This is a genomic window from Acinetobacter sp. QJM3NY_42 (assembly GCF_056173745.1).
The window spans coordinates 1,326,090-1,349,037 of the sequence record NZ_CM149689.1 but is presented as its reverse complement, the minus strand read 5'-3'; the positions used below and the strand labels follow the sequence as shown (position 1 = coordinate 1,349,037).

Annotated in this window: 26 protein-coding genes and 1 tRNA gene; 7 read left to right on the top strand and 20 right to left on the bottom strand. The window is 33.6% G+C overall.

Annotated elements, in window-relative coordinates:
- Positions 1-172 precede the first annotated feature (172 nt).
- The 3 genes from AC0VYT_RS06330 to AC0VYT_RS06320 form a co-directional block, all read right to left on the bottom strand.
- Entirely contained in the window at positions 173-409 is a 237-nt protein-coding gene (locus AC0VYT_RS06330) for a hypothetical protein (protein WP_005014486.1), read from the bottom strand.
- Between the two features lie 801 nt (positions 410-1,210).
- Positions 1,211-1,519 (bottom strand): I78 family peptidase inhibitor, encoded by a 309-nt coding sequence (locus tag AC0VYT_RS06325; protein ID WP_005014488.1) that lies wholly within the window; start codon positions 1,517-1,519, stop codon positions 1,211-1,213.
- Positions 1,520-2,256: 737 nt separating this feature from the next.
- Positions 2,257-2,385, bottom strand: coding sequence for a hypothetical protein (locus tag AC0VYT_RS06320; RefSeq protein WP_005014493.1), 129 nt, complete (start codon positions 2,383-2,385; stop codon positions 2,257-2,259).
- 299 nt (positions 2,386-2,684) lie between these two features.
- On the opposite strand from AC0VYT_RS06320, the gene AC0VYT_RS06315 reads away from it, so the two are divergent.
- Entirely contained in the window at positions 2,685-4,268 is a 1,584-nt protein-coding gene (locus AC0VYT_RS06315) for a sensor domain-containing diguanylate cyclase (protein WP_005014494.1), read from the top strand.
- A gap of 391 nt (positions 4,269-4,659) precedes the next feature.
- Positions 4,660-5,100, top strand: a complete 441-nt coding sequence (locus AC0VYT_RS06310; RefSeq protein ID WP_005014499.1) for a BLUF domain-containing protein — start codon at positions 4,660-4,662, stop codon at positions 5,098-5,100.
- Between the two features lie 649 nt (positions 5,101-5,749).
- Here AC0VYT_RS06310 and AC0VYT_RS06305 read toward each other — a convergent pair.
- The 5 genes from AC0VYT_RS06305 to AC0VYT_RS06285 all read right to left on the bottom strand — a co-directional run bounded on the left by AC0VYT_RS06305 (position 5,750) and on the right by AC0VYT_RS06285 (position 10,555).
- Positions 5,750-6,193 (bottom strand): BLUF domain-containing protein, encoded by a 444-nt coding sequence (locus tag AC0VYT_RS06305; protein WP_005014506.1) that lies wholly within the window; start codon positions 6,191-6,193, stop codon positions 5,750-5,752.
- Between the two features lie 988 nt (positions 6,194-7,181).
- Positions 7,182-7,751 (bottom strand): hypothetical protein, encoded by a 570-nt coding sequence (locus AC0VYT_RS06300; protein ID WP_005014508.1) that lies wholly within the window; start codon positions 7,749-7,751, stop codon positions 7,182-7,184.
- A 262-nt stretch (positions 7,752-8,013) separates the two neighbouring features.
- Complete coding sequence (locus AC0VYT_RS06295) at positions 8,014-8,181, bottom strand: hypothetical protein (protein ID WP_005014510.1); 168 nt, start codon at positions 8,179-8,181, stop codon at positions 8,014-8,016.
- A 405-nt stretch (positions 8,182-8,586) separates the two neighbouring features.
- Entirely contained in the window at positions 8,587-9,789 is a 1,203-nt protein-coding gene (locus AC0VYT_RS06290) for an alpha/beta hydrolase family protein (RefSeq protein ID WP_005014512.1), read from the bottom strand.
- Positions 9,782-10,555, bottom strand: a complete 774-nt coding sequence (locus AC0VYT_RS06285) for a glucose 1-dehydrogenase (protein ID WP_005014515.1) — start codon at positions 10,553-10,555, stop codon at positions 9,782-9,784. The genes AC0VYT_RS06290 and AC0VYT_RS06285 overlap by 8 nt, the downstream gene beginning before the upstream one ends.
- A 314-nt stretch (positions 10,556-10,869) precedes the next feature.
- Between AC0VYT_RS06285 and AC0VYT_RS06280 the strand changes: the two genes are divergently transcribed.
- Positions 10,870-11,235 (top strand): NirD/YgiW/YdeI family stress tolerance protein, encoded by a 366-nt coding sequence (locus AC0VYT_RS06280; protein ID WP_005014517.1) that lies wholly within the window; start codon positions 10,870-10,872, stop codon positions 11,233-11,235.
- Between the two features lie 359 nt (positions 11,236-11,594).
- On the opposite strand, the gene AC0VYT_RS06275 is transcribed toward AC0VYT_RS06280, so the two are convergent.
- The 3 genes from AC0VYT_RS06275 to AC0VYT_RS06265 form a co-directional block, all read right to left on the bottom strand.
- Positions 11,595-12,515, bottom strand: a complete 921-nt coding sequence (locus AC0VYT_RS06275) for an alpha/beta hydrolase (RefSeq protein WP_005014521.1) — start codon at positions 12,513-12,515, stop codon at positions 11,595-11,597.
- A 271-nt stretch (positions 12,516-12,786) separates the two neighbouring features.
- Positions 12,787-13,143: a BLUF domain-containing protein gene (locus tag AC0VYT_RS06270; RefSeq protein WP_005014522.1), complete on the bottom strand. Its 357-nt coding sequence runs from the start codon at positions 13,141-13,143 to the stop codon at positions 12,787-12,789.
- 262 nt (positions 13,144-13,405) lie between these two features.
- Positions 13,406-14,002 (bottom strand): phosphatase PAP2 family protein, encoded by a 597-nt coding sequence (locus tag AC0VYT_RS06265; RefSeq protein ID WP_005014523.1) that lies wholly within the window; start codon positions 14,000-14,002, stop codon positions 13,406-13,408.
- Positions 14,003-14,237: 235 nt separating this feature from the next.
- Here AC0VYT_RS06265 and AC0VYT_RS06260 point away from each other — a divergent pair, with 235 nt between their 5' ends.
- Positions 14,238-14,918: a DUF421 domain-containing protein gene (locus tag AC0VYT_RS06260; RefSeq protein WP_005014525.1), complete on the top strand. Its 681-nt coding sequence runs from the start codon at positions 14,238-14,240 to the stop codon at positions 14,916-14,918.
- A 73-nt stretch (positions 14,919-14,991) separates the two neighbouring features.
- Here the strand turns inward: AC0VYT_RS06260 and AC0VYT_RS06255 are convergent, their stop codons facing one another.
- From AC0VYT_RS06255 to AC0VYT_RS06230, 6 genes are all read right to left on the bottom strand, one after another.
- The gene (locus AC0VYT_RS06255) at positions 14,992-15,201 is read right to left on the bottom strand and encodes a cold-shock protein (protein ID WP_005014527.1); all 210 of its coding nucleotides are present in this window, start codon (positions 15,199-15,201) and stop codon (positions 14,992-14,994) included.
- A 249-nt stretch (positions 15,202-15,450) separates the two neighbouring features.
- Positions 15,451-15,527, bottom strand: a tRNA-Met gene (locus AC0VYT_RS06250).
- Between the two features lie 86 nt (positions 15,528-15,613).
- Positions 15,614-15,808: a hypothetical protein gene (locus AC0VYT_RS06245; RefSeq protein ID WP_005014529.1), complete on the bottom strand. Its 195-nt coding sequence runs from the start codon at positions 15,806-15,808 to the stop codon at positions 15,614-15,616.
- Between the two features lie 98 nt (positions 15,809-15,906).
- The gene (locus tag AC0VYT_RS06240; RefSeq protein ID WP_005014531.1) at positions 15,907-16,458 is read right to left on the bottom strand and encodes a M23 family metallopeptidase; all 552 of its coding nucleotides are present in this window, start codon (positions 16,456-16,458) and stop codon (positions 15,907-15,909) included.
- A 14-nt stretch (positions 16,459-16,472) separates the two neighbouring features.
- A complete protein-coding gene (locus AC0VYT_RS06235; RefSeq protein WP_005014532.1) occupies positions 16,473-16,916 on the bottom strand; it encodes a hypothetical protein in 444 nt (147 codons plus the stop codon).
- A gap of 234 nt (positions 16,917-17,150) precedes the next feature.
- A complete protein-coding gene (locus AC0VYT_RS06230; protein ID WP_005014533.1) occupies positions 17,151-17,384 on the bottom strand; it encodes a hypothetical protein in 234 nt (77 codons plus the stop codon).
- A 265-nt stretch (positions 17,385-17,649) separates the two neighbouring features.
- Here AC0VYT_RS06230 and AC0VYT_RS06225 point away from each other — a divergent pair, with 265 nt between their 5' ends.
- Positions 17,650-18,129: a CinA family protein gene (locus AC0VYT_RS06225; protein WP_005014535.1), complete on the top strand. Its 480-nt coding sequence runs from the start codon at positions 17,650-17,652 to the stop codon at positions 18,127-18,129.
- Positions 18,130-18,163: 34 nt separating this feature from the next.
- On the opposite strand, the gene aroC is transcribed toward AC0VYT_RS06225, so the two are convergent.
- From aroC to AC0VYT_RS06210, 3 genes are all read right to left on the bottom strand, one after another.
- Positions 18,164-19,255, bottom strand: coding sequence for a chorismate synthase (gene aroC / locus AC0VYT_RS06220; RefSeq protein WP_005014537.1), 1,092 nt, complete (start codon positions 19,253-19,255; stop codon positions 18,164-18,166).
- A gap of 12 nt (positions 19,256-19,267) precedes the next feature.
- Positions 19,268-20,278: a 50S ribosomal protein L3 N(5)-glutamine methyltransferase gene (gene prmB / locus AC0VYT_RS06215; RefSeq protein ID WP_005014538.1), complete on the bottom strand. Its 1,011-nt coding sequence runs from the start codon at positions 20,276-20,278 to the stop codon at positions 19,268-19,270.
- Positions 20,279-20,408: 130 nt separating this feature from the next.
- Entirely contained in the window at positions 20,409-20,783 is a 375-nt protein-coding gene (locus tag AC0VYT_RS06210; protein WP_005404174.1) for a hypothetical protein, read from the bottom strand.
- Positions 20,784-20,970: 187 nt separating this feature from the next.
- On the opposite strand from AC0VYT_RS06210, the gene AC0VYT_RS06205 reads away from it, so the two are divergent.
- Together AC0VYT_RS06205 and AC0VYT_RS06200 are read left to right on the top strand one after the other, a co-directional pair.
- Positions 20,971-21,273: a hypothetical protein gene (locus tag AC0VYT_RS06205; protein ID WP_005014541.1), complete on the top strand. Its 303-nt coding sequence runs from the start codon at positions 20,971-20,973 to the stop codon at positions 21,271-21,273.
- Between the two features lie 218 nt (positions 21,274-21,491).
- The gene (locus tag AC0VYT_RS06200; RefSeq protein ID WP_005014542.1) at positions 21,492-22,865 is read left to right on the top strand and encodes an ABC1 kinase family protein; all 1,374 of its coding nucleotides are present in this window, start codon (positions 21,492-21,494) and stop codon (positions 22,863-22,865) included.
- Positions 22,866-22,948: the final 83 nt, after the last annotated feature.

Below are 22,948 nucleotides of genomic sequence, written 5' to 3'. Positions count from 1 at the left end.
TCGACCTTGACGCGCTTGCAATCATAAAAAAGTCTGACCTCACAAGATCTGCCAGTAATAGCCTTCCAGTGCATTATCTGATGCTATACCTCATCCCCATATAAGTACTATATAATGCCTGACCCCGACTTTGCTTGCTGCTTGGGTGTGAAGTTATCCCAAATAAGTCGCTTTAGTTCTTACACTTTACTTCAATCTGATACTCATCTTGAGTAACTTTAATTTTAATCTTTTTATATCTTCTTTTATTAGGGTCTATAGCAGAGCCTGCTACTTCTTCAAAAAAGGCTCTATCATTCATTAATTCCCCATAAGCCTTATAACCAATCAATATTTTTTCTGGCGACTGATTTTCTTCCTTAATTCTAGCAAGCATATTATCTAGATTTTTAACATTGATATTTGGCATAATTGAGCTACTCAAAAAGTTAAGACTCAATTTTCTTCTATTTTTATGACTAAAAGATGAATTTACTCTTTATTAGATTCAAATATATATTGAAATTTCATTGTTTTAACTAGAATTAATTAAAAATTTTATGATTTTTAATACATCTTGATTTAACTTTATGCAGCCCAATGCCTGGATTGAAAAAACTAAAAGTGACTTTAATTGCTCAATGGCTATTAAACTATTTTCAACTAAGAAACAGGTCCCAGGTCTCTTGCATTAGAAAATGAATAATAAGCTATAAATTTAGATGTCTTTTTTAGCATTATCATATTAATATTTTAATATATTATAGATAATTAAAAAGCTCATCTTTCAATGAGCTTTTTAAATTGTATTCATATATGAGTTTTATTAGTTACTTTAACTATGAAAATCTCTTAATATAAACTGTTTAATAGTTTCATCAAAATTAGCTTGTGAAAAATTTAGCTTATTATGTTTCAAATTTTTATAGTAATAGCTAGCTACCATACTCATACCAAATAAAGTCAACAATTTCATTGCTCACCTCAAATTATTTAACTGACTGAATATAAAATTATCATTCTAATATGTAGCCTTCCAACCCCTTTTCTCTTACTTTCTGTACCTCATGTAAAAGGATGTATATAAAAAAAGCTTGCCAAATGACAAGCTTTTTTTTGCATATTCATAGAGTAAACTTAATAAATCTTCATCTCTGTAGTAGACTCTTTTTTAATCAAAAAACATACTACCCACAAGATGTAACTATAGTTTAGTTCTTATTTAAACTCTTTAACCACATGAAGCATCTTTAATCTGGTTAGTTACAGGATCTATAATTACTGTAATGCGCTCAATACGATAGTCCATCGTAGCTGGCTGATTAGGAGTAAGAGTGCGAACAATTTTAGAACCAGTTTTCTGTTTAATTTGCTCATCACTTAAACCAGTATGTCCAACCAGTTTTTTAGCTTCTGCTGGAAGACACTGAGCCTGACCCATATTAGTATTATTGGATACTCCATTTTCTGGAGAGTTTGCACAAGCAGTTAATCCTGTAGCGACCAGCGTTAAAGCTAAATAAATAATTTTTTTCATCATCTCTACTACCCTTCTTCAAAAAAACAACCCTAACAAAAAAGTATTCTTATAATCAATAAACATATATAGTTCATTTGTAGAATTAACTAGTCATTCGAGCTACTGCCCTCAGAGCTTGAAGATGTATCATTATTAGTATTATCCCAAGGGCCAGTAGCTCCTCCCCCACTAAATGAACCATTATCCCCTGTATATTCTGTATGCTTTGATGAGGAATCCTGCTCTAGGGTGCTTATATAATGATAACTACAATTAATTTCATGAAATGAGTTTTTAATTGGTCCGCAGTAGCGTAAACTTTTGTTTCTTCGATACTTAAATTTTTTATAGCCTATAAAAATTAAGAGTAATATAATTAAACCAGAGACTACATAAAGCATAATAATTACTCTGTTGTCGACGTATAACTTACTTTTAAAGCTTAGAGGTTAATATATTAAATATTTTGTTATTCGTATTAGGTTGAATTATTATCTGACGCAGAATTATTATCTTTTGGATATCTATTGTTATAGGATTCATTTTTGCTTTTCTCTCTAAAAAGCTCTATATTTATTAAAACATACAGAACACATAATAAAATTAGACCCAAAATCATGAAAAATAAATTCATCTAACAAGAGCCTACATATAAATTAAGTAGTCTATTTTTTAAATAAACTCTAATATTTAATAAATGAGCTACCATTAACTAAAATAGATATTTTGATAATTTACTTAACTTCATAAATAAATTTTTATGAATCCTGCTCTAATGTATGAGGAGACTCAGGTTGGTTTTTATCACTTTCTTCTTTCTTGTTCGCACAAGCAGTTAGACTAAGAGTTACAGCTAAAATAACACCAGTTATAGTTAAATTTTTCATATTTTTCCTAACTTTTCATTACCTAGTTCGTTATTATAGAAGATATAAATTACTAATTCTTTCTACTTATATAGTACAAATGTTATAAATACGTATAAAAATTTGTCTTTGAAAATATATAAAATTTATCTTTTCTCCTATAAACTACATATATATTTAAGTAAAAAATGATTCACTTTAATTATCTATTTATATAATTTTTTTACTCTTGTGATAGAATTTACAAAAACAAATTACTACGTGGATACTCATATCGTAGTGTATATTTAATAGAATTAATAGCTGGCTAACTTTCTGGCATGCCAAATACTTACCAAAGAAAAATTTTTAAACTTAATTTAAGAAAATTAATTCTAATTTTAACTGCTTTAGCAGTCTCATTTTTATTTGTTATCTCCTTAGTAGCAAGTTATATCCTTTTTAAGAAAGAATTAGTCAAGAAATCACTTTTTCTCAACTATGAATATGCTTCTAAAATTGCTTCGAATACTGACAGGAAACTTCAAGTTACTTTAAACGAACTGAAATACAGCGCAGATATAATAGGTCAGGGCTTTGATCAGCGTACATTTAAAGAACATGAAGTTGAGCGACTTAAAAATCTTTCTCATCACTTTGACACTTTAATTATAGGTAATAGCCAAGGATCGGTTACTGAATACACATTAAAGCAGCTTAATCTTGATCAAAGACAAGTGTCTACCTCACTGGGAGTTCAGGGATCTTTACGAAGTAAGCATGCTTATATCTCACCGCCCTATTATTCAGTCAGAAATAATTTGGTAATCTTTATCTCACAGCCAATCTTTGATAATAAACATATCTATAAGGGGTATGTAGGCACTTTAATTCATTTAAAAGAAACTAACATGATTAATGAATTACTGCCACTGGAATATAACTATAAAAATAACAAAATCTATATCATTGATAGAAATGGAAAAATTGTATTTGATCCGAATAGGAAAAAAATCGGGGGTCTCGTAGCCCAGAATAGTAGTATGGCCTCTATAGAGTATAGAAAAAGTGGAAAAACTGAATTAATCAATGATATAGGAACAAAATATGTAGCTGGTTTCGCCTACATACCTACAACCGGATGGATTGTTGTTTCACAAGAACCATTGGCCGATTTAATTGATGAAACCAAATCAATTATTTTTAGATTAAGTGGTGTAATCTTTATATTTTATCTATTAATTTTCTATATTGTCTGGAGAGCATCTGCTTTTATAGCCTCACCTCTCCATGAGCTTGCCAAGATGGCGAGTGCTTTGAATCAACCTGAGACTAAAACAAAAATTAAGAAAATTAAGAAAATTAAGCCATGGTATTACGAAGTACAAAAATTCAAATTTTTATTACTTTCTAGTATTGAAAAATTTAGCAGTAAAATTGATGAAATGAACTTTCATATTAATTCTGACGCCCTTACTCAACTCTTTAACCGTAGGGGCATGGAAATTTTTGTTAAAGAAATGATAGATTCTGATATACATTTTTCTATACTACTTATAGATATAGACCGTTTCAAACGCGTTAATGATACTTATGGCCATGATATAGGAGATGAGGTATTAAAAATTCTAGCGAAACTTATACAGGAAAATTTTCGTAAAGAAGATCTGTGCTGTCGTTACGGAGGTGAAGAGTTTATTGTGGTTATTCCAAATAATAATAAGCAGGAAATTTATGAAAGTGCAGAGAGATTTCGACGTATTGTAGAGGCATTTGAAATTAATAATGTAGGTAGAATTACCATTTCTATAGGTATCGCATCCTGGCCAGACAGTGCAGAAGAATTTGCACAAGTTTTAAAGATTGCTGATAATAATCTTTACTATGCAAAGAATAATGGCCGTAATCAGATTAAATATAGCTAGTTATAATAAAACGACAGAAATAATCTGTATAATAAGTATTTAATTATTTCATTTAATAAAATTATATAATATTTAAATTAAAATGCTGACCTTATATCAATATAAGAGACTAAGATTGTGTTTTTATTTAAATATATTGTACCACCCTCTTAAAACTATAAGATAAAACTCATTATATAAAATTAAAAATATCATAGGGTTATTACATTTCTCATACAAAAAAACAGGTTATTTAAAACCTAATCTAAAAATTAAACCTTTGTTTTTTATAAATTTAATTTTTAAAAACCGATTTTTGGATTTTATGTAACTTATTGAAATAACTATTTTTTTATTAAAAATTCTATAAAATAAACCAAGGAACTAAAATCATTACTTTGAGCAAATATATATGAATCTGGTGAGGCTGCTATACGTAAGTAAGCTTAAAAAAAATAAAAATGCCGTTAAAGATTTAATGGATATTCTTACAGAAGCTATAACATATAATAGTCCCCATGAGATTTATGGAGCATTATATTTTGGAAATGGATACTTCGTACAATGTCTTGAAGGCGAAAGAGATAAGCTTGAGCATCTTTTTTATAAAAAAATCATTAGAGATCCTCGACATGAGCAATGTGAAGTTATTTATCTTGAACCGATCAAAAGTCGCCTATTTGCAAATTGGCATATGAAATATGCAGCTTTTAACAAGGAAGTCATGCACTTTTTTAAAGATCACCATCTAGAAGCTTTTAATCCTTATTTATTAACGAACCATACTATCTCTCCTTTTATTAATTTACTGGCTAAACAAAAAGACGGTATTAGTACTCTAAGGTTAAAATAGTAACCTCAAAAAATTAATTTTTATAAATTCATTTAGTTTAATAATCAGTTGATCTAAAATAAATTTTTATGTTAATGTTTGTTAATTTAACAGGGAATAGTGATGCTATATAATTAAATATAAAAACTCATTATTTAAGTTTTTAAAAAAATATTTTCCAGTTGAGAGCTAAGGTATTTTACAAATTGTGTTTTATTTTCAATCCTCGGCATCTCTACACTCCAAAAGGTATAGAACTTAAAATTAATTTCTAATGTTATACTAATAGCTCCAATTTCTAAATCATATTCTATCGCTTCTAGGTTTGAAAAAACTTCTATGACTTTAGCTAAGAATAAAATCTTATTTCGTTCTTTCGACTTTACAGGTCTGTACGCCTTTAAAGTCTGACTATAAAGGTAATCATATAAATCTGGACAGAAATTTTCTTGATGCTTTATCAAAAACTTTAGAACCTTATATCATTAGAAGAATTTATTTATAACATTATCTTATTCAAAATCTGGTAAGCATATTGTAAGTTTTAATATTATTTTTATCGACATAAATATATTTAATATAATCTTCTAATTATAAATATTTTATAGCTTATTTTTTAATACAAGTTATTAGACTATATAACTTCTAAAGCTATATAGTCTATTTGCTGCTAGCAGTTTTGCTTTAGGCTATAGTAGCTATCTGGCTGTTTAGCTAGAAGATCTATAAAATTAGGTATAGTTCCAGTATTAAGTAAATACGGATTAAACTCATCAAGGTGATGTTCACAAAAAAAGCTTAATATATCCTTATGGAAAATTGCATATTTCATATGCCAATTTGAAAATAAACGTTCGTTTATATTCTCAAAAAACATAATTTCACATTGTTCATGACGTATGTCTCTTAAAATTTTATTATAAAATAAATGTTCTACTTTTTCTTTGTCTCCTTCAAGACACTGAACAAAATAATTATTACCGTAGTAAAGGGCTCCATAAATTTGATTAGGATTATTAAAATCTAATGCTTCTGTAAGAATGTTGAATAATTCATTCATAGGATTAGCACAGTCTTTTAACTTGCTTACATACAACAATCTTACATCACTCACGTTCACCTCCAAACCAGACATATAAAAACCCACATAAAAAACTTTAAAAACCGACCTTATATAAATTATCTTTTTCCTGTATGAATAAATGATGAACCACAACTCTATTAACATCAGTGATGCTACTTATCTTTCTTATGAAGATTAAGATGAAGACATACCTATTGGCCTGTTATATCGTTGGTCATTTTTTCATGATGCATTTAAAAGCGGAACGGCTTATCCGGCAACCCATAGTTTTTTTACACTTAGCTATGACTGTCATGATCATTCTTCCCGACTTTGGGAAAGTCGTAATATGAATCAATACGCTAAGGATCTTGCAAGCTTTATGCAAAGTTAAACCGTAAAGAATAATACTCATTGACTCTCTACAACAGTAATGTCATTGCATACTATTTGAAGAACTATAGAACCAAATTAACAAAAAACTATTTTTACTTTCAACAGTTAACCTTTTTAATGAAGCCTGATGATAATCTAAAAAATGTATCATAAGAAATATTTGCTACTATGTATGAACAAATATTGAGTAATTGAGTCGCTTTTTATCTTTGATTCGCTAAAGACTTTATGGTTTTAATGAACTATTTCTTCTAAAGATATTCGAAGTCCCATATAAAATTTTCTTATATAAGCCTTAACAGGCTTAATTAAAAACACCCTCTATTTGAATTACCGCGTTTTCTGAAACAGACTAAGAAGATGACTTAAAATTTATATATCTAATCTGGTATTTTACTAAAATAATAACGAAATCATTTCTTCGAATGCCTCTGGTACAGAAGTACTTAAAGTTACTTGCTAATGTTGAGAGTTTAGAGATATGAAGTGCTCCATATGGATAATGCAATACCTAAGTAAAGATAATTATTTTATTCTTACTCTATTTTTATATTTTACGAGTACTAAATAATAATATACTTTTAGTTAGAGTCTATAAAATATATCAGGACCATCTGCAAATTTTATTAGCCTATCTTGTAATCTATAAACTTATATATTTTTCAGCTTGACGATTATTTATAGATATCAAACTACATTTACAGCCTTTTTTTGGTTTACTCCAGTGTTCTGTAGCTGATCTTTGAAACTCTATATCAGTAATTTTAAAAATTTTATTATTGAAGTCATAACATTGTTGAGGAGTAGTACTATCAATCACAGGAGACCATAAAATATGACTATAGTTCTCACCTTTACTTAAATCGAAATTACTTTTTGCAATAAGATAGTTAAATACAAACATTTGACGACTAATTAGCCAAGCCCGATAATCAGAGTCTGCTTCTAAAGATTCCCTATCAATATAAGAATGGATATTTTTTGGAATAAGTGCAAGAAATCTATTAATAAATTTATTAAATAATAGTCTATTCTCTTTTAACTTGAGATTATTTAAGTGGCTATGAATATCTAAAATTTCCTGTTTAAAAAACTGAGCATCGGCTCTGCACTGTATACCTATTGCACTTAATTCTTCTCTTTCCTCATCAGACATAGAGTTAAACCATAATTTATAAGATTTCCTGCTACTCTCTATTAACTTCTTTTTCATTATAATCATCTTTTCAATAAAAATTTTTAATTATCTTAAATCCTAGTATTTTTAAAAAAGATGTAAAAACGTAACATTAGTTAATATATTTGTTTTTATAAAACTAAAGTTTTAATTATTTCAAGCTAAAACATTAAGAAGTTTAAGTTAAGATTGTTTTCGTAATTATAATTAAATAATTTTTTATATTAAAATAAAAAAGCCCAGACTTTAAGAGAGGGCTTTTTTAACAGGCTAAGGTTCAGCTTGCTAATATTTACTATTACATATGCTGATCATTCTGATTTTGATCATTCTGTTGACGCTGCTGATCATTTTGCTGATTCTGCTGGCCTTGTTGACTGCTCTGCTGACCTTGTTGACCACTTTGCTGATTCTGTTGGCCTTGTTGATGTTGTTGATCATTTTGCTGATTTTGTTGATTTGACATTTTAAAATTCCTCATAATCTTAATAGAGTGGCTAGATTTCTATCTAGTTCTATTAACATACACCTTTCTTTTAAATATATATTTCAAGAGTGTATCAAATAATATAAATGTAATTTGAAATTATATTCCTTAAAAATAAGGCCTTATATTCATTATATTTATTGCATCTATAAATTCTTTTATTTACATAAATTACTTAAAATTATTTTTATAGGTTAAAGATTCCATACTCAAACTCGGGAATTTGAATCTTCTTAATTTAATAAAATATTCTATTAGAATATATTTTTAATTCCCAATTATTATAAAGACACTGAAATAATCTTAATTTCAGTGTCTCATCATTAATACAATTTTACTATTTCAAACTATCTCTCTCGAAATAATTTTTTATTAAGTTAACTATTATTTTGTCGAACAAGAAGTTGGTATTTTTCCATTATTGAGAGTCTTTAAAAACTCTGCTGAAAAATTTGGACTTTGACGTACTGCATCTCGGTGGTCACCTCCATTAATAGAATGGTATACAACTGGTTTATGAGCTTTACAAACTTGCTGATAATAAGCATAGGTTCCGCGTGGATCTACTAGCTGATCATTCGTGCCTTGTACAAGCATGAGAGGTACAGTAGGAGTCATCCGCTCAATAGACTGCAATTTAAGGTAATCAAGCAATGGTTTTAAATTGGCTTCTGGCTTAAATATACGATCTGGCGACTGCTTTAGCTCTGTTTGCATTTCACTCAGACAGCGTTTACGTCCTTGATCAAGTAAAAGCTGCATTTCCGGACTTACCAGATTATCAGGATTTATACTAGGGTCAGCAGCTTGAGCGCCGAGTAGAACTATTGGAAAAAAAGCAGCAACGTTGGTGTCAGGTTTAGGATGAGTTTGGGCATACTCAGCAATACCCTCATACTGATATCCACCTGGTGCAAGAGCCAATGCCGCCTTCAGATTAAGCTCAGGTGCATCTTTTTGTCCATATGCAGCTACCGCTAATGCAGCTGCTCCTCCCTGACTATGACCCATTACTAACCATTGCTTGTTAATCTGGCCTGGCATTAAAACATGTAGTGCACGCACTGCATCAACTACTGTATGTAATTGGCTAGTAGCATTCATATAAGGATGCCCGCCTGGAGTGCCTAAACCTTGATAATCAGGTGCAACTATCGCATAACCGCGTGCTAACCAAGTATCTAAAGCAGCATCAGCGACTTGTTGATAACTATGGACTGGCCCGCCTGCATAATCCTCTGAAGGTGCACATGTGTCTGCTACCCCTGTAGTACCATGTGCCCAGGCAAGTACTGGCCAGCCCTGTCTTGGTGCTTTGCCTTTAGGGAGAATAATAAAGCCTGAGGCAACAATGGGCTCCCCATATACTCCCCGACTCCGATAATTAATCAGAAACCGTTGTCCTGCATGTGCATAGCCCACTCCCGGCTGCTGTGCCTGAGCAGATAAAATTGTGCCAGGTTTAGTACTGGAAATATGATAATTTTTAGAAGCTACAGTAGTGTTAGTTTGGCTAACAGCTAAAGTTGTACAGCCAAAGCTAAGGGCTGCGATTAGAAATTTTAAAGGATGAGATAATTTAATCAAGGGTTTGTACTCCGCCGCCATTTACAAATAAGGTTTGACCACTGATCCATGAAGAGATAGGAGCAGCAAAGAATAAGACTGCTTTAGCAATATCTTCCGGTTCACCTAAACGCTGCAATGGGGTATGAGCCAGCATGCGTTTTTCAATTTCAGGAGTGAGAACTTTTGCCAGTGCAGCTGTGCGAATAGCCCCTGGTCCTACTGCATTAATGCGTACTACAGGCCCAAAGTCATGTGCTAAATTAGCACCCATATGATTTAACGCAGCCTTAGAAGCAGCATAGCCGCTCATAGCAGGACTCTTATTAACAGAACTCATAGAAGTGATATTAACTATTGAACCGTAGCCTGCTATATTCATATGCGGAACCACAAGTTGACAGAGACGCCAGGCAGCGAATACGTTCAGCTGAAAGTCACGAACAAAATCATCTACACTGATCTGATCAGGTGCTTCATGACCGCCTCCGCCTCCGCCAGCATTATTGACCAGTATATGGATATGCCCAAATGCTTCTAATGTACTTTCAACAGCTCCTACTAGCTCACTATCTTTGAGAATATTACATGCGATACTGCGTATATCACCTCCTGTCTGTTCTTTAATGTACTCAGCAGTCTGTTGAGCGGCCTCTAAATTCAGATCAGCTATCATCACATTAGCTCCTGCTTCAGCTAATAATGAAGCACAGGCCCGGCCTATGCCTGCGGCTCCACCTGTAACTAATGCTGTTTTGCCGGATAAATCTAATAGGGACTGATACATTTTCTTGTTCTTCTCCTGTAGATAAAAATATATGAAAGATTTAAAGTCTTAGCTTAAGATTATTCTTTTCAAGATATCTCCTGAATTTATTTAAAATTATTAATACTTACAATAAACAAATTAATCTTATAAATTTAAAAGTAAATTGAAAATTACTAAAAGTATCAAAAATTATAATCTTAATATTTTTATAAAAATTTAAATTTTATTTAACTTCAGCCACCTATAAATTAAATAACAATTTAATAATATAGATATTTTAAATCTAAGCTAAATTTTTTATAAATTTATTTTAATAATGAAAGAAATAATTCATGATAAAAATTGTCAAAATTATAGTAACTGGTTTAATTTCCGTATTATCTACTCAAATATTTGCAGATACTAATGACCAAAAACTTATAAATGCAGCCATTAAAAATAAGGTAACTGTGGCTCAGGCAATTAAAGCAAAAGATGAAACAGCTGTTACATTGACTGGAAAAATAACTCGCTACATTAAGAGTGATTATTATGAGTTTAAAGATTCAACCGGTACCATAAATGTTGAAATTGATGATGATCTGGCGACTCCTTCTCAACTTAAACCAGGCACAAAAGTACGCATAATGGGTGAAGTAGATACCCACCGCTATAAACCTACTGATATCGACGTAGCAAAAATAGAGATACTTTGTTGATTAACCCTATTTTTTGGGAATTTCTTACTTTTCAGCAATAATTAAGCTTAATTGAGGCTTAAATCTCTAGAGGGCTGGCATTTCAATAAACTGATATATTTTGCCATGCCCCATCTAGATAATTCTTTAGAGTGCTATTAGACCCTTCATATACATAGAATGCCGTATAATGTATTTAAAATTAGTGGTATTAATATTTTCTCTTCAGAAATTTTGAGCGAACACTTCAAATCTTCCTTTTATATTTTGCCAGCCTACCTTTTAGTAAAAATTTTTAAATTTTATTAATTACTTTTAAGTAAAATTAACTATTTCACCAAATCTTAATCAGTTCTATTAGATTGATTAAGTCATATAAATTAAAAAAGCTTATTCATTAATATATCCTTTAATGATGCCCCAAATACCTCACCGTGGCTTAATTCCGGATAAATTATTAATTTGGCACTTACTCCTTGACTATGTACATAGGAAAGTAGCTCACGATTATTCACAATCATATCTTTGTTAAAATTTGGACTAACTTTTTGATTTTTTTGAGGAGTAATATCTCCTTCCATAAGTATAAGTTGTTTAGACTCAGCAAAAGGTTCTTTTGTACTCCTTAATTTTTTCATTATACGTTGATCTGCCCATGATAACGAAGGACTTGCCGCAAAGTAATGACTGAAATACTGTCCAGCTATTAAACTGTCCAATACAAATAATCCGCCGTATGAATGTCCCCAGAGTATTTTTCTTTTAGGGTCTAATTTGACCTGCTGTTCTACCCACGGTGCTATTTCTTGTATAATAATTTTTCGAAATGCCTTACTTCCACCACTCAATCGTTCAGGGTTTCGAGGGTCAACTGCCAGCTCACCTGTTTTATCTGCAGGTGTATAGTCTAGTGAACGCGCCTTAGAATCAAAAGGCAGATTAGTCTCATAACCAATCGCAACTAAAACTGGTGCATCCTGCTCGGCCATACCTTGAAGTAGATGTTCATTCAGGCGGGACATTACGGAATTACCATCCAGCATAAAAATAGCAGTACTTCCAGTTGATAGATTCTTTTTTTGCTTAGGAATACCTAACCAAACCTTGTAAATTCGCTTTTGATCTTTAGAGATGAATTTTTTAGTTTGAAAGTTATAAACTTGTGAACCTGTATCTGCAATGTTTTTACCTAAGGGTTTGAGATCAGGTTTAGCATGAACAGTTATTGCAACCGTACTAGCCATGCCTAAAACAAGAAATATTTCTAAGATTTTTTTGCCCAAAAAAAAGATTTTAGCCATATTTGATAAAAAGCAAATTAAAAATTATTATCCACCCTACTTTAATTAATAATCATTATCAATAAAAACCGTTAAATATTTTGTGCATTAAACCTTTAAAAAATTAAACTATTAGTTTGAGACGAGACATATTCTCTCTAAGAAGGGCTAAGTTATAGAAATCGGTTCACTCCACGATATTTAAGTCCTTGTCTTGTTCGCTTAGGCAATTCCGACTCTACAGAATCAATCAATACCTCTAATAAGGAAGCGATATCCTCTTGTAAAAGCTCTAAAGGCTGAAACTTTTTTTACCACGCTTATGAAAGAAGCGTTCTATACAAGTATTTTTTTCAACATATTTCATAGACCAACTTTTAAAATTAATCTCATCTATAATAACAGTTCTATATAACTTAATTTTATGATGCCGCTTATCATCTTGTATTTTTACAAAAAGAGCCTCTACTTGAGATTTCTCTCCCTCAAGACACTGAAAGAAAAAACCATTAGCATAATAAAGAACCCCAAAGATCTGCTGTTCCTGATTAAACAGTTTTGATTTAGTTAAAATATTACTTAAATCCTCCAAAAGATCACTATTTAAGTGTTCTATTCTTTCACTTGCATAGCAAAGTTGAATAAGCATTCAATTTCCTCTACCACAATTAGTCAGATATAAACTTGATATTAAAAAATTAATCTCCCATAGCTTTTCGTAGTATTTTATTACTTTAATTAAAATATAATAAAACTATATTATATCTTGATTTATATATCATCACACCAACTTAATATCATATTAAAAATCAAACATATAAGTTATAGATTTATCAAAAACCCATTCTATTTCATTAGATTCAGAACATTAAATTTCTATATAACTCAATCTTAATATAATAAAAATTAATCTATCGTATATAGCCCTTATCTATTATTTTCTTAAATAAAAAATAATATATTTTTAATATAAATTGCATCAATATATTACTATAGTTTTTCCATAAGGTTAAACCTAGTATATTGATTGCCAAGGCAATAAAAAATGCTCCTAACATATCCAAAGGAAAATGTACCCCAAGATATATTCTAGACCAAGCAACCAGCCAAGCTAATCCAATCAGTCCTAAACCAATAATACGTTGTTTAGAGAAAAAGTATGAAAAGGCAATTGTGCTAAAAATGAGCATATGATCGCTTGGAAATGAGCCATTAGGCACATGAAAGATAATTGTTCTTCCCACTTCCATTACAAAGGGGCGCGGATGATAAAAAAGCTGAGAAATAATCTGACTGATTGCAATGGCAATACTGGTAAAAATAAAAGCTTTAAGTATTTGTTTTTTAGTATTTAAATTTCCTTTAAACCATAAAACCAGAAATATTACCAGCATAATATAGAGCAAGTCATTAGCGATAAAGATGGCCACATTAATACTCAAATCAGTTGCATTCTCAGATGCATTAATTAATCTGAATAAATTTAAGTTAAAGGTTTCCAAAGACATAAGCTGGGTATATATAAAATTATTACGGTCATGATACTGACATATTTAATAAATAAAGAAAGCAGCACTAGCTGGATTTATGTATAAAAATTTAAACCTCATCAGCTTGCAAGATTTAAACTAATCTAACCAAATGTGTCTCAAAACCATACATTCTCGTGCTCTAATTTAGTTATTGTTCAATTAACTCATTATTTATTAAGATTTTTTATCATATAGGTAGGCAAAAATTAAAATGGATTTTGCAGATATCTTTATACGAGATACGTCTTGGAAATTTATTTTAGAAATCATCATTCGCTGCGTAGTGATGTATCTAATTATTATTATATTTCTGCGGTTATCAGGCAAACGTGGCATACGGCAACTCTCAATCTTTGAAGTTGCAATAATCTTGTGTTTGGGTTCGGCAGCTGGTGATCCGATGTTTATGGAGGAACTGCCGATTATACAAACGTTTACAGTAGTCGCTACTATTCTACTGCTATATCGGATTACGACTTGGAGTATGGTAAAAAATAAAAAAATAGAAGCATTGCTAGAAGGCTTACCCCTTTGTATAGTAGAAGATGGCAAACTAGTTTTTAAGGATTTGGAAAAAGAGACTTTCTCTCATGATGAATTTTTTGCCGAAATGCGCCAGCAGAATGTAGAACATTTAGGTCAGATCAGAACTGCCCTATTAGAATCAGATGGAGCATTAAGCTTACTTTTCTTTGAGAAAAAGGATATAAAATGGGGACTTCCAATTTTTCCAAAGGCTTATCAAAAAGCTACATTTGTTAAGGAAAATACTTTTTACTCTTGCATGAAATGCGGAGAAACCAGAATGTTGACCAAGATAGATCAGAGTTGTCCACGTTGTCACCATAGTGACTGGGCGGAATCTTTAAGAACGAGTCGCACCTCAGTTTAATATTTTAAAGTAGCACTAGTTATAAAAAAACCCATCAAAAGATGGGTTTTTATTATTCAAGGCAGACGAGCTATTACACTAAAGTAATGTTGCTTGCTTGAGGGCCTTTTTTACCGTCAACTACAGTAAATTGCACTTGCTGGCCTTCATATAAAGTTTTGAAACCCTGGTTAGTGATTTCGCTATAGTGAGCAAATACATCTGGACCTGATTCTTGTTGAATAAAGCCAAAACCTTTAGTCTCGTTGAACCACTTCACTGTACCTTTTACGACATTAGACATAATATAATCCTGAATTTTTAAATAAAGAGAGTTTTTAACTCTTAGGATAACTTGAAAATAATATATGAGACTAAAATCTGATAAAGACGAAGGATTTAATAAAAAACTGCGAGCTGAGAGATTATTGAAACAAAACTATATTTCTAGTTATGCGGCAATTATACAGGTTTCCTTTAGATTAGCAACCCATATTTTAAAAATAAAAAAACCCAATCATAGAAGACTGGGCTATAAACCTTAAATTTTTATTGGTAGCGGGAGCTGGATTTGAACCAACGACCTTCGGGTTATGAGCCCGACGAGCTACCAGACTGCTCCATCCCGCATCAATGAATTAGCTTTATACGCCTTAAATTGGTATAGGTCAATTTATATTTTAATTATTATAAAATATCGTAGGTTTATTTGACTTTTATACTTTTTTCCATACCTTATCTTCTTGACTCGCTGCAAGCGTAAAAGTAAAGCCATCGTCTGTACTGACCAGATAAATATCAGAAGTACGATAGACCACTTTCAGGACGGTGCCCAGCTCTAACAGTATAGGCTCGCACCCTTCCTTTTCAAGTTTTAAAGAATCCACAAGCTGAACTAATCCACTTTCCATTTTATCATCTCTTTTCAATGAAAAATCACTTAATAAGTGTATCTATAGACACCATTTTAAGCGAATTAATTTTAAATTTCTCTGTTTGACTTCATTTTTCAGTTTGGTTCTAAATAAGGATAAGGGTTAATTGCTCCCTGCCCATTTATATAAATTCCATAATGTAAATGTGGCGGTGTTCCGCGCGCATTCCCTGTATTTCCCACATAGCCAATCACTTCACCTGCTTCGATCCAATCCCCCGCAGTGATATTTTCAGCATAATTCTCTAAATGGGCATAATAATGATGAGTTAAATCAGGACCAGTTACCCAGACTACCTGTCCACCAAGATTGTTAGTACCCACCTGCCTAACTATACCTTCAGTTGTACTGAGCACAGGTGTCCCCCGTTTAGCGAATATATCGATTCCTTCATGTTTTCTACCTTCACTTCGAGCAGCTCCCCAAGTATCTTGCAGTTGTTTCCTTGTTACCCCTTCTACAGGCACAGGAAGTTGGCCAGATAACTTTTTGTTCATGAGCTGACTATAAAGAAAAGGATAACGAAAACCAGCGGACTCTCCAGAGGCAGGTGGCTGGCATCCGGAAATCAGCCCTAAACTAGCGATTAATATAAGTATACTTAAACAGGGTATATATTTTCTCATATATCTACAAAAAGTTAGTTTGTACAAGCTTTTTTTGGATGAAAATCAAAATGATTCAAGATATATTTCCTTATTTTTTTATCTGTATTTAAGAGTTCTATTAAAGCTTTTTTAAACTCAATAGGCGCCTGCTCAGTGTCAAGATCAGGAATAATCGCTTGCTGTCCTCCTACGCCATCAAAACAAAAAATATTAAGCTTAGAGAGTATTCTATGATCATATTCCAAGTCTGCTTCAAAAGTGTAAATAATCTTTAGCTTGAAGCCTGTTTTTTCAAAATGACAATAACATTCTCTTACTCCATGAGGTACCAGACTCATATCAATAATGGCTTTATCACCGATATGAATACCTAAATAGATATTTTCATATTTAAAAAATTTATTGGTTTTTTTTACGCCTATCCATCCAGTACGTTCCGGATCGATCAGCAGATCAAGTATTTCTTTAAATTTCATGATATTCCCTATAAGCAGAGAAGGGATATATATTTTTGATGTTTTTATATCAACTAAGTACTCTTGTTTGGTCTACTAATCTTTAATATGAGTATGATTTGTTCTTTTCATGTTTCAGTTACTACAAATTTAAAGATTGCAGCGATGAAAATTTATATTTACTTTCTTAAAACTATTAATAATTTTTTCAGTAATAGAAGTTAAAAGGCAACATTACTGTTGCCCTATACAATTTCAATTTAATGCAATTACTTTAACAATAATAACTTGTGATTCTTCAAAATCATCAAAAATTTGCTTACGGCTGAGCTCTTTAGACTTTACACAAAAGTCATGATTCTGATAGTTAATAATTTTCGGAATCTGGTCAAAATACTGGCTCCCCACATCTAGTTCTTCTTCAAATAACGGCGTGCCTAATTGATACTCCTTACTTTTTAACACAATGTACTTTACTATTGTTTTCATAAAAGGCCTGTCTTCTTTACACACTTTATTTTTAGTTTTAACAGGTTTTCTTCCTTTAAGAAATGCATCTTTAGTAGTTAGTGCCTGTTAAAGCAACAACTAAGCTATAAAACCCAACAGAATCCTTTAAAGGTCATTTAAAAAGACTTTATGATTGAAGTTCTACGACCTAAATTACTCAATTAAAGCCAGTTTCCTTTAATGTGGAATCAGGTGGTTTTTCAGATATAGTAATTAAGAATAAATAAGAACTAGAGCTATAAGCATGGTCATAATTCAAAAATGTTGCGCATTACTTGAAACACAGACATTAAAAATTGCATTTATTGAAAGTGCCAGCTCTGGCTATCTGGCCAGTCAGTTTTCTATTTTTAAAAATAGCGGCGCAGATATCCTGTTAGGAGGATTAGTCAGTTATGACCCAAGTATCAAGATTGATGTTTTAAAAATTGATTCTATGCTTATTGAACAATACACAGCTGAGTCGGCAGAAGTTACAGCTGCCATGGCAACTCAAGGTCATAAATTATTTAAAGGCGCTAATATAATTATTGCTTGTACAGGACTTCTAAAACCAGGCGGTAGTGCTTCATCTGAAAAACCGGTGGGTACATTTTTTATTGCAATTTCTGATCACAATCATTTTTATGAGATTAAATACTTTCTGGAAGGTACGCCAATAGAAAAATTGAACCAACTTACCCAGCTGGTTGCTCAAGAGATCATACAAATCATTCAACGATAAAAAAGCCCCGTAATTGGGGCTCTTTATTTAAAGTTTATGGGGCAATTGGTTTAAAGGGAGGGATCACATCTGCATTTTGTGCACGATGTCTGAGATAGTGATCCATTAGCACAATAGCTAGCATTGCTTCTGCAATTGGTGTTGCACGTACGCCCACACATGGGTCATGGCGACCCTTGGTCAGCACATCGGTATCTTCACGGTCCAGATTGATCGTTTTACCTGGCGTCGTAATACTGGCGGTAGGTTTTAGTGCGATTGCTACCCGGATATGCTGGCCGCTAGAAATCCCGCCTAAAATTCCGCCTGCATGGTTTGCCAGAAATCCTTCTGTAGTCAGTTCATCACGAGTCTCGTGCCCAAACTGTCCAGCTACGGCAAAACCATCACCAATTTCAACACCTTTTACAGCATTAATACTCATCATGGCATGGGCAATATCTGCATCTAAACGGTCAAATACTGGTTCCCCCCAGCCTACCGGAACGTTCTCAGCAATAATTTCCAGTTTCGCCCCACAACTGGTTCCCTGTTCACGTAAAGAGGTCACCAGCGCCTCGAAGCGTGGAACTGCTTCTATGTCTCCACAAAAAAACGGATTATTAGCAACTTCATTCCAGTCCAGTTTTTCAGCTTTTTCATGCCCAATCTGGGTTACATGGCCACGGATCACAATACCAAATTTTTCTGCCAAGTATTTTTTGGCAATTGCACCGGCAGCCACACGCATTGCTGTTTCGCGTGCGCTAGAACGCCCACCGCCCCGATAATCTCGAAAACCATACTTATGAGTATAAGTATAATCGGCATGACCAGGACGAAAAGTTTGAGCAATGTTGCCATAGTCTTTAGACTTCTGGTCAGTGTTACGGATCAGCAAACCAATCGATGTACCTGTTGTTTTACCCTCAAAAACGCCCGAAACAATTTCAACCTGATCAGGCTCTTTACGTTGGGTGGCAAACTTTGAAGTTCCTGGCTTACGGCGGTCGAGATCTTTTTGCAAATCTGCTTCACATAGCTCAATACCTGGAGGCACACCATCTATAATTGCCATGAGGCCAACTCCATGCGACTCACCACAGGTGGTTACACGAAAGAGTTGCCCAATACTATTACCCGCCATGCTTCATCTTCCTTATACTTCAACAGATTCTTGAAACAGTTGCTGATAGCGACGGCACTGCTCGGCAGTCAGTGCAAAAATACCTGAGCCGCCTTTTTTAAACTCGAGCCAGTGGAAATCTACCGTATTAAAATTCTGCTTCATTGCCCATTCTGAGTTCCCCACTTCAATCACAATCAGACCATCTTCAGTCAGATAATCTGCAGCCTGAGACAGCATCTTACGGACCAAGTCCAAGCCGTCCTGACCGGCAGCCAAGGCAAGCTCAGGTTCATGCAGAAACTCTTCAGGCAGATCAGCCATGTCCTCAGCATCAACATATGGCGGATTAGAAACAATCAGGTCATATTGATTTTCTGCTGGAATTTTTGAGAAAAGATCCGATTCCATCAAGGCAACCTGATATTGCATATTATGGTGCTCAGTGTTAATGGCAGCCACTTCAAGTGCTTCTTTGGAAATATCGGTTGCATCAACCTCTGCTTCAGGGAACGCATAAGCCAGTGCGATGGCAATGCAACCAGAACCTGTGCACATATCTAAAATACGCCGCGGCGTTTGCGGATCTGAATTTACTGGAAGATTATTATGAGCTTCCCGTAACTGGCCGTGTTCATCAAGACAATATGGAGCAAAGCGGTTCTCAATCAATTCTGCAATCGGTGAACGTGGAATTAAGACCCGTTCATCAACATAAAAAGGTTTATTAAAAAAATAAGCCAGATTTAACAAGTATGAAGTAGGAATACGCTCATTAACACGACGCGCCAGCAGATTTAAAAACTCTTCTTTTTCACTTGGTAAAAGTTTTGCATCCAGGATTTCAGGATTGGCTGCCCATTCTAGAGAGAGCGTTTGTAATACCAATGCTGAACTTTCTGCAAAATAATCTTCAGTCCCCTGTCCCAGATGTGCATCATATTGACGCAGGGCAGAGACACCAAAACGAATGAAATCACGAATTGTTGTTAAATTTTCGGCAGCTTCCTGTAAATGTTCAGGGCTAATGGTCGATTGCTCCACTCAGGGCTCTCCAAGTTCAACTTTTCAAAAATGGCCTTATGATACCGTTTTTTGCGGGCTTTTATAATGCTTGTCTCAGTAAAAGCGGTATTTTTGGGAGGCTATTTTTTATCTGTCATAGAAGTATAGCTTAAGGAATATATCTGGTCCCATAGTAGTTAGCCTGCTCAATCACCTGCGCCAATATACAACGTGATTGTTGTAGACGACCAAACTGATTATCCATAGCTGTATAACATTGGCTTTGAACACGGCGCTCCCAAAGTTCATATTGCTGGATCACATTTGTCTGGTGCTGACCACTTACCTTATAATAGGCGCGATAACTTTTCTTTAATCGTTTTTTATGTTGCTTTAACTCTTGATTGATGCACTTCTGCAATACTTCAGTTTGTCCATACGCATGGTTTATACAGCGCGTATAAGTTTCAGAGTAACCTTGCTGAGCAATGGCAGCTGCCTGAGCTGAAATCAAGATAAGTCCTGACCCTAATATTAATCGCATCTTTGTTCCCCAAACTAAATACCAGTTGCAACGCTTAGTTTTGATTTTTCATAAAATTCTTTAAGTTCGATATAAAAATTTAAAAATATATCGGGAAATTCTGCTTTTGCAATTTATCACTCTCCGTATTGAATCTTAAAGAACCGTCCTCATATTTTATTATACGTTCTTCTGTTATATTTCTACCATGAGTTACAAGCATAATAATTTACTGGCTATGCGTCAGTCCTACTGGAATGACGAGCAGTCGGTCAAAGTCCAACATGAAAAACTGTTCTTTCAGCAAGTTCTGGCTGAATATCATGTATTTACAGAGCCTAATTTAGAAGATGTACGTTATTTTTTCTTTACTTTACCCAGTATAATCATTGTAAAAGGTTATGCTTTAGGATTTATGCATGAGAGTGTAAAAGCTTTGATCATACAGCATCTGATACGTAATAAAACTTTACTGAACCAGCGTCACCCCCTAAAAGTTCAATATCGATAATTGCTCTACTTTTGAAATAGAGGGCGTAAGTTTACTTTTTCGTTGAATATCGTTATATAAGCATATGCTTAGGCTATTTAGTGACTTAAGTATGTTTTGTTCCGCTATTAGCATTTTTTAACTCTCCGTTCCTTAAGTCCAACTGTTTTAATACGCGGATAACAGTTAATATTGGTTAAAATTGCTCATCAGGCCGACTCCTAAAGGATTTTACTTTCATGACACATCAAAACGATAAGCTTAAGAATTTAAAAACTTCCTCTATGGACCGACGCTTATCGATTGCGAAAGCCTCATTACTTGCTGGTACCCGCTGGGCAACAGCTAATGCCGGCTCCTTCTTTGCCAGTGATGAAGAAAAAGAAAAGAAACGTAAAAAAGCCATGACAGATCAGGCAAACTATCTGGTTTCTGAAATTGGCAAGCTAAAGGGATCAATTGTTAAAATTGGCCAAATGATGGCACTTTATGGTGAACACTTTTTGCCTGAAGAGATTACACAGGCTTTAAATACCTTAAATAACCAGACTGTTGCTTTAGCTTGGCCTGCTATTAAAGCCCATCTTCAAGACCAATTAGGCTCTAAACTGGATCAGCTTACGATTGACCATGAGCCTATAGGTACAGCTTCATTAGCTCAGGTGCATCGGGCAGTAAGAAAATCTGATGGTCAAGAGCTGGTATTAAAAATTCAGTATCCCGGAGTGGCTGACGCGATTGACTCGGATATGAGCCTGTTTAAAAACATGCTTAAACTGACCCGGATGGTACCGCAAACCCGTGAATTTGATCAGTGGTTTGATGAAGTCCGGGACATGATGCACCGCGAAGTAAATTACAGTATAGAAGCGGCTACCACTCAGCGCTTTGCTGAGCGGCTTAAAGATGATCCACGTTATATTGTTCCTCAAATTGTAGATGAGTTTTGTGCTCCCCAAGTCCTTTGCATGACCTTTGAACGTGGTGTACCCATTAACAGCCCAGTTATGCTGTCATTACCCCAGGAGCGTCGTAACAGACTGGGTGAAGCTTCGCTAGAAATTGCAGTACGTGAGATTTTTGAATGGGGCGAGATGCAGACTGATCCCAATTTTGGAAACTATCTGGTCCGTCTCGGCAATGGCGCAGATATTGCAGACAAGATTATTTTACTCGATTTTGGGGCAATCCGGCAGTTTGATGAGCATCTGCTAAGTGTAGCGCGCAACCTGATCCAGGCAGGTTATAACCATGACTCGACAGCTATGGTAGAGGCGATGACAGGTTATGAGTTTTTTGACTCTATTCCACAAAGTATCAAACCTGATATGGCAAAAGTTTTTCTGCTGGCTACAGAAGCATTCAGCAGTAAAGAAAATAATCCTGACTTACCACCAGATGTTATGGATGATCAGGAACGTTATGACTGGAAGAAAAGCCAGCTTCATGCACGCGTAATGCAGCAGGCATCAAGATCAATGGCATCACGCTATTTTAGCGTACCGCCAAAAGAATTTATGTTTATCAGCCGTAAATTTATCGGGGCCTATACCTTTATGACTGTGATTAATGCTAAAACCAATGTGCGCAAAATGATTCGTGACCACCTTTAAATACAGCCGGCCGGATGACTTCATGTCAATCCGGTCAATTCTTTACTGTTTTCATTATAAAATCTGTAAAAATAGATAATAAA

What these genes read in the sequence shown, in the direction of transcription:
- AC0VYT_RS06330 (WP_005014486.1), bottom strand. Translation starts at nt 409, where the DNA reads ATGCCAAATATCAATGTTAAAAATCTAGATAATATGCTTGCTAGAATT.
- AC0VYT_RS06325 (WP_005014488.1), bottom strand. Translation starts at nt 1,519, where the DNA reads ATGATGAAAAAAATTATTTATTTAGCTTTAACGCTGGTCGCTACAGGA.
- AC0VYT_RS06320 (WP_005014493.1), bottom strand. Translation starts at nt 2,385, where the DNA reads ATGAAAAATTTAACTATAACTGGTGTTATTTTAGCTGTAACTCTTAGT.
- AC0VYT_RS06315 (WP_005014494.1), top strand. Translation starts at nt 2,685, where the DNA reads ATGCCAAATACTTACCAAAGAAAAATTTTTAAACTTAATTTAAGAAAA.
- AC0VYT_RS06310 (WP_005014499.1), top strand. Translation starts at nt 4,660, where the DNA reads ATGAATCTGGTGAGGCTGCTATACGTAAGTAAGCTTAAAAAAAATAAA.
- AC0VYT_RS06300 (WP_005014508.1), bottom strand. Translation starts at nt 7,751, where the DNA reads ATGAAAAAGAAGTTAATAGAGAGTAGCAGGAAATCTTATAAATTATGG.
- AC0VYT_RS06295 (WP_005014510.1), bottom strand. Translation starts at nt 8,181, where the DNA reads ATGTCAAATCAACAAAATCAGCAAAATGATCAACAACATCAACAAGGC.
- AC0VYT_RS06285 (WP_005014515.1), bottom strand. Translation starts at nt 10,555, where the DNA reads ATGTATCAGTCCCTATTAGATTTATCCGGCAAAACAGCATTAGTTACA.
- AC0VYT_RS06280 (WP_005014517.1), top strand. Translation starts at nt 10,870, where the DNA reads ATGATAAAAATTGTCAAAATTATAGTAACTGGTTTAATTTCCGTATTA.
- AC0VYT_RS06275 (WP_005014521.1), bottom strand. Translation starts at nt 12,515, where the DNA reads ATGGCTAAAATCTTTTTTTTGGGCAAAAAAATCTTAGAAATATTTCTT.
- AC0VYT_RS06270 (WP_005014522.1), bottom strand. Translation starts at nt 13,143, where the DNA reads ATGCTTATTCAACTTTGCTATGCAAGTGAAAGAATAGAACACTTAAAT.
- AC0VYT_RS06265 (WP_005014523.1), bottom strand. Translation starts at nt 14,002, where the DNA reads ATGTCTTTGGAAACCTTTAACTTAAATTTATTCAGATTAATTAATGCA.
- AC0VYT_RS06260 (WP_005014525.1), top strand. Translation starts at nt 14,238, where the DNA reads ATGGATTTTGCAGATATCTTTATACGAGATACGTCTTGGAAATTTATT.
- AC0VYT_RS06255 (WP_005014527.1), bottom strand. Translation starts at nt 15,201, where the DNA reads ATGTCTAATGTCGTAAAAGGTACAGTGAAGTGGTTCAACGAGACTAAA.
- AC0VYT_RS06245 (WP_005014529.1), bottom strand. Translation starts at nt 15,808, where the DNA reads ATGGAAAGTGGATTAGTTCAGCTTGTGGATTCTTTAAAACTTGAAAAG.
- AC0VYT_RS06240 (WP_005014531.1), bottom strand. Translation starts at nt 16,458, where the DNA reads ATGAGAAAATATATACCCTGTTTAAGTATACTTATATTAATCGCTAGT.
- AC0VYT_RS06235 (WP_005014532.1), bottom strand. Translation starts at nt 16,916, where the DNA reads ATGAAATTTAAAGAAATACTTGATCTGCTGATCGATCCGGAACGTACT.
- AC0VYT_RS06230 (WP_005014533.1), bottom strand. Translation starts at nt 17,384, where the DNA reads ATGAAAACAATAGTAAAGTACATTGTGTTAAAAAGTAAGGAGTATCAA.
- AC0VYT_RS06225 (WP_005014535.1), top strand. Translation starts at nt 17,650, where the DNA reads ATGGTCATAATTCAAAAATGTTGCGCATTACTTGAAACACAGACATTA.
- aroC (WP_005014537.1), bottom strand. Translation starts at nt 19,255, where the DNA reads ATGGCGGGTAATAGTATTGGGCAACTCTTTCGTGTAACCACCTGTGGT.
- AC0VYT_RS06210 (WP_005404174.1), bottom strand. Translation starts at nt 20,783, where the DNA reads ATGCGATTAATATTAGGGTCAGGACTTATCTTGATTTCAGCTCAGGCA.
- AC0VYT_RS06205 (WP_005014541.1), top strand. Translation starts at nt 20,971, where the DNA reads ATGAGTTACAAGCATAATAATTTACTGGCTATGCGTCAGTCCTACTGG.
- AC0VYT_RS06200 (WP_005014542.1), top strand. Translation starts at nt 21,492, where the DNA reads ATGACACATCAAAACGATAAGCTTAAGAATTTAAAAACTTCCTCTATG.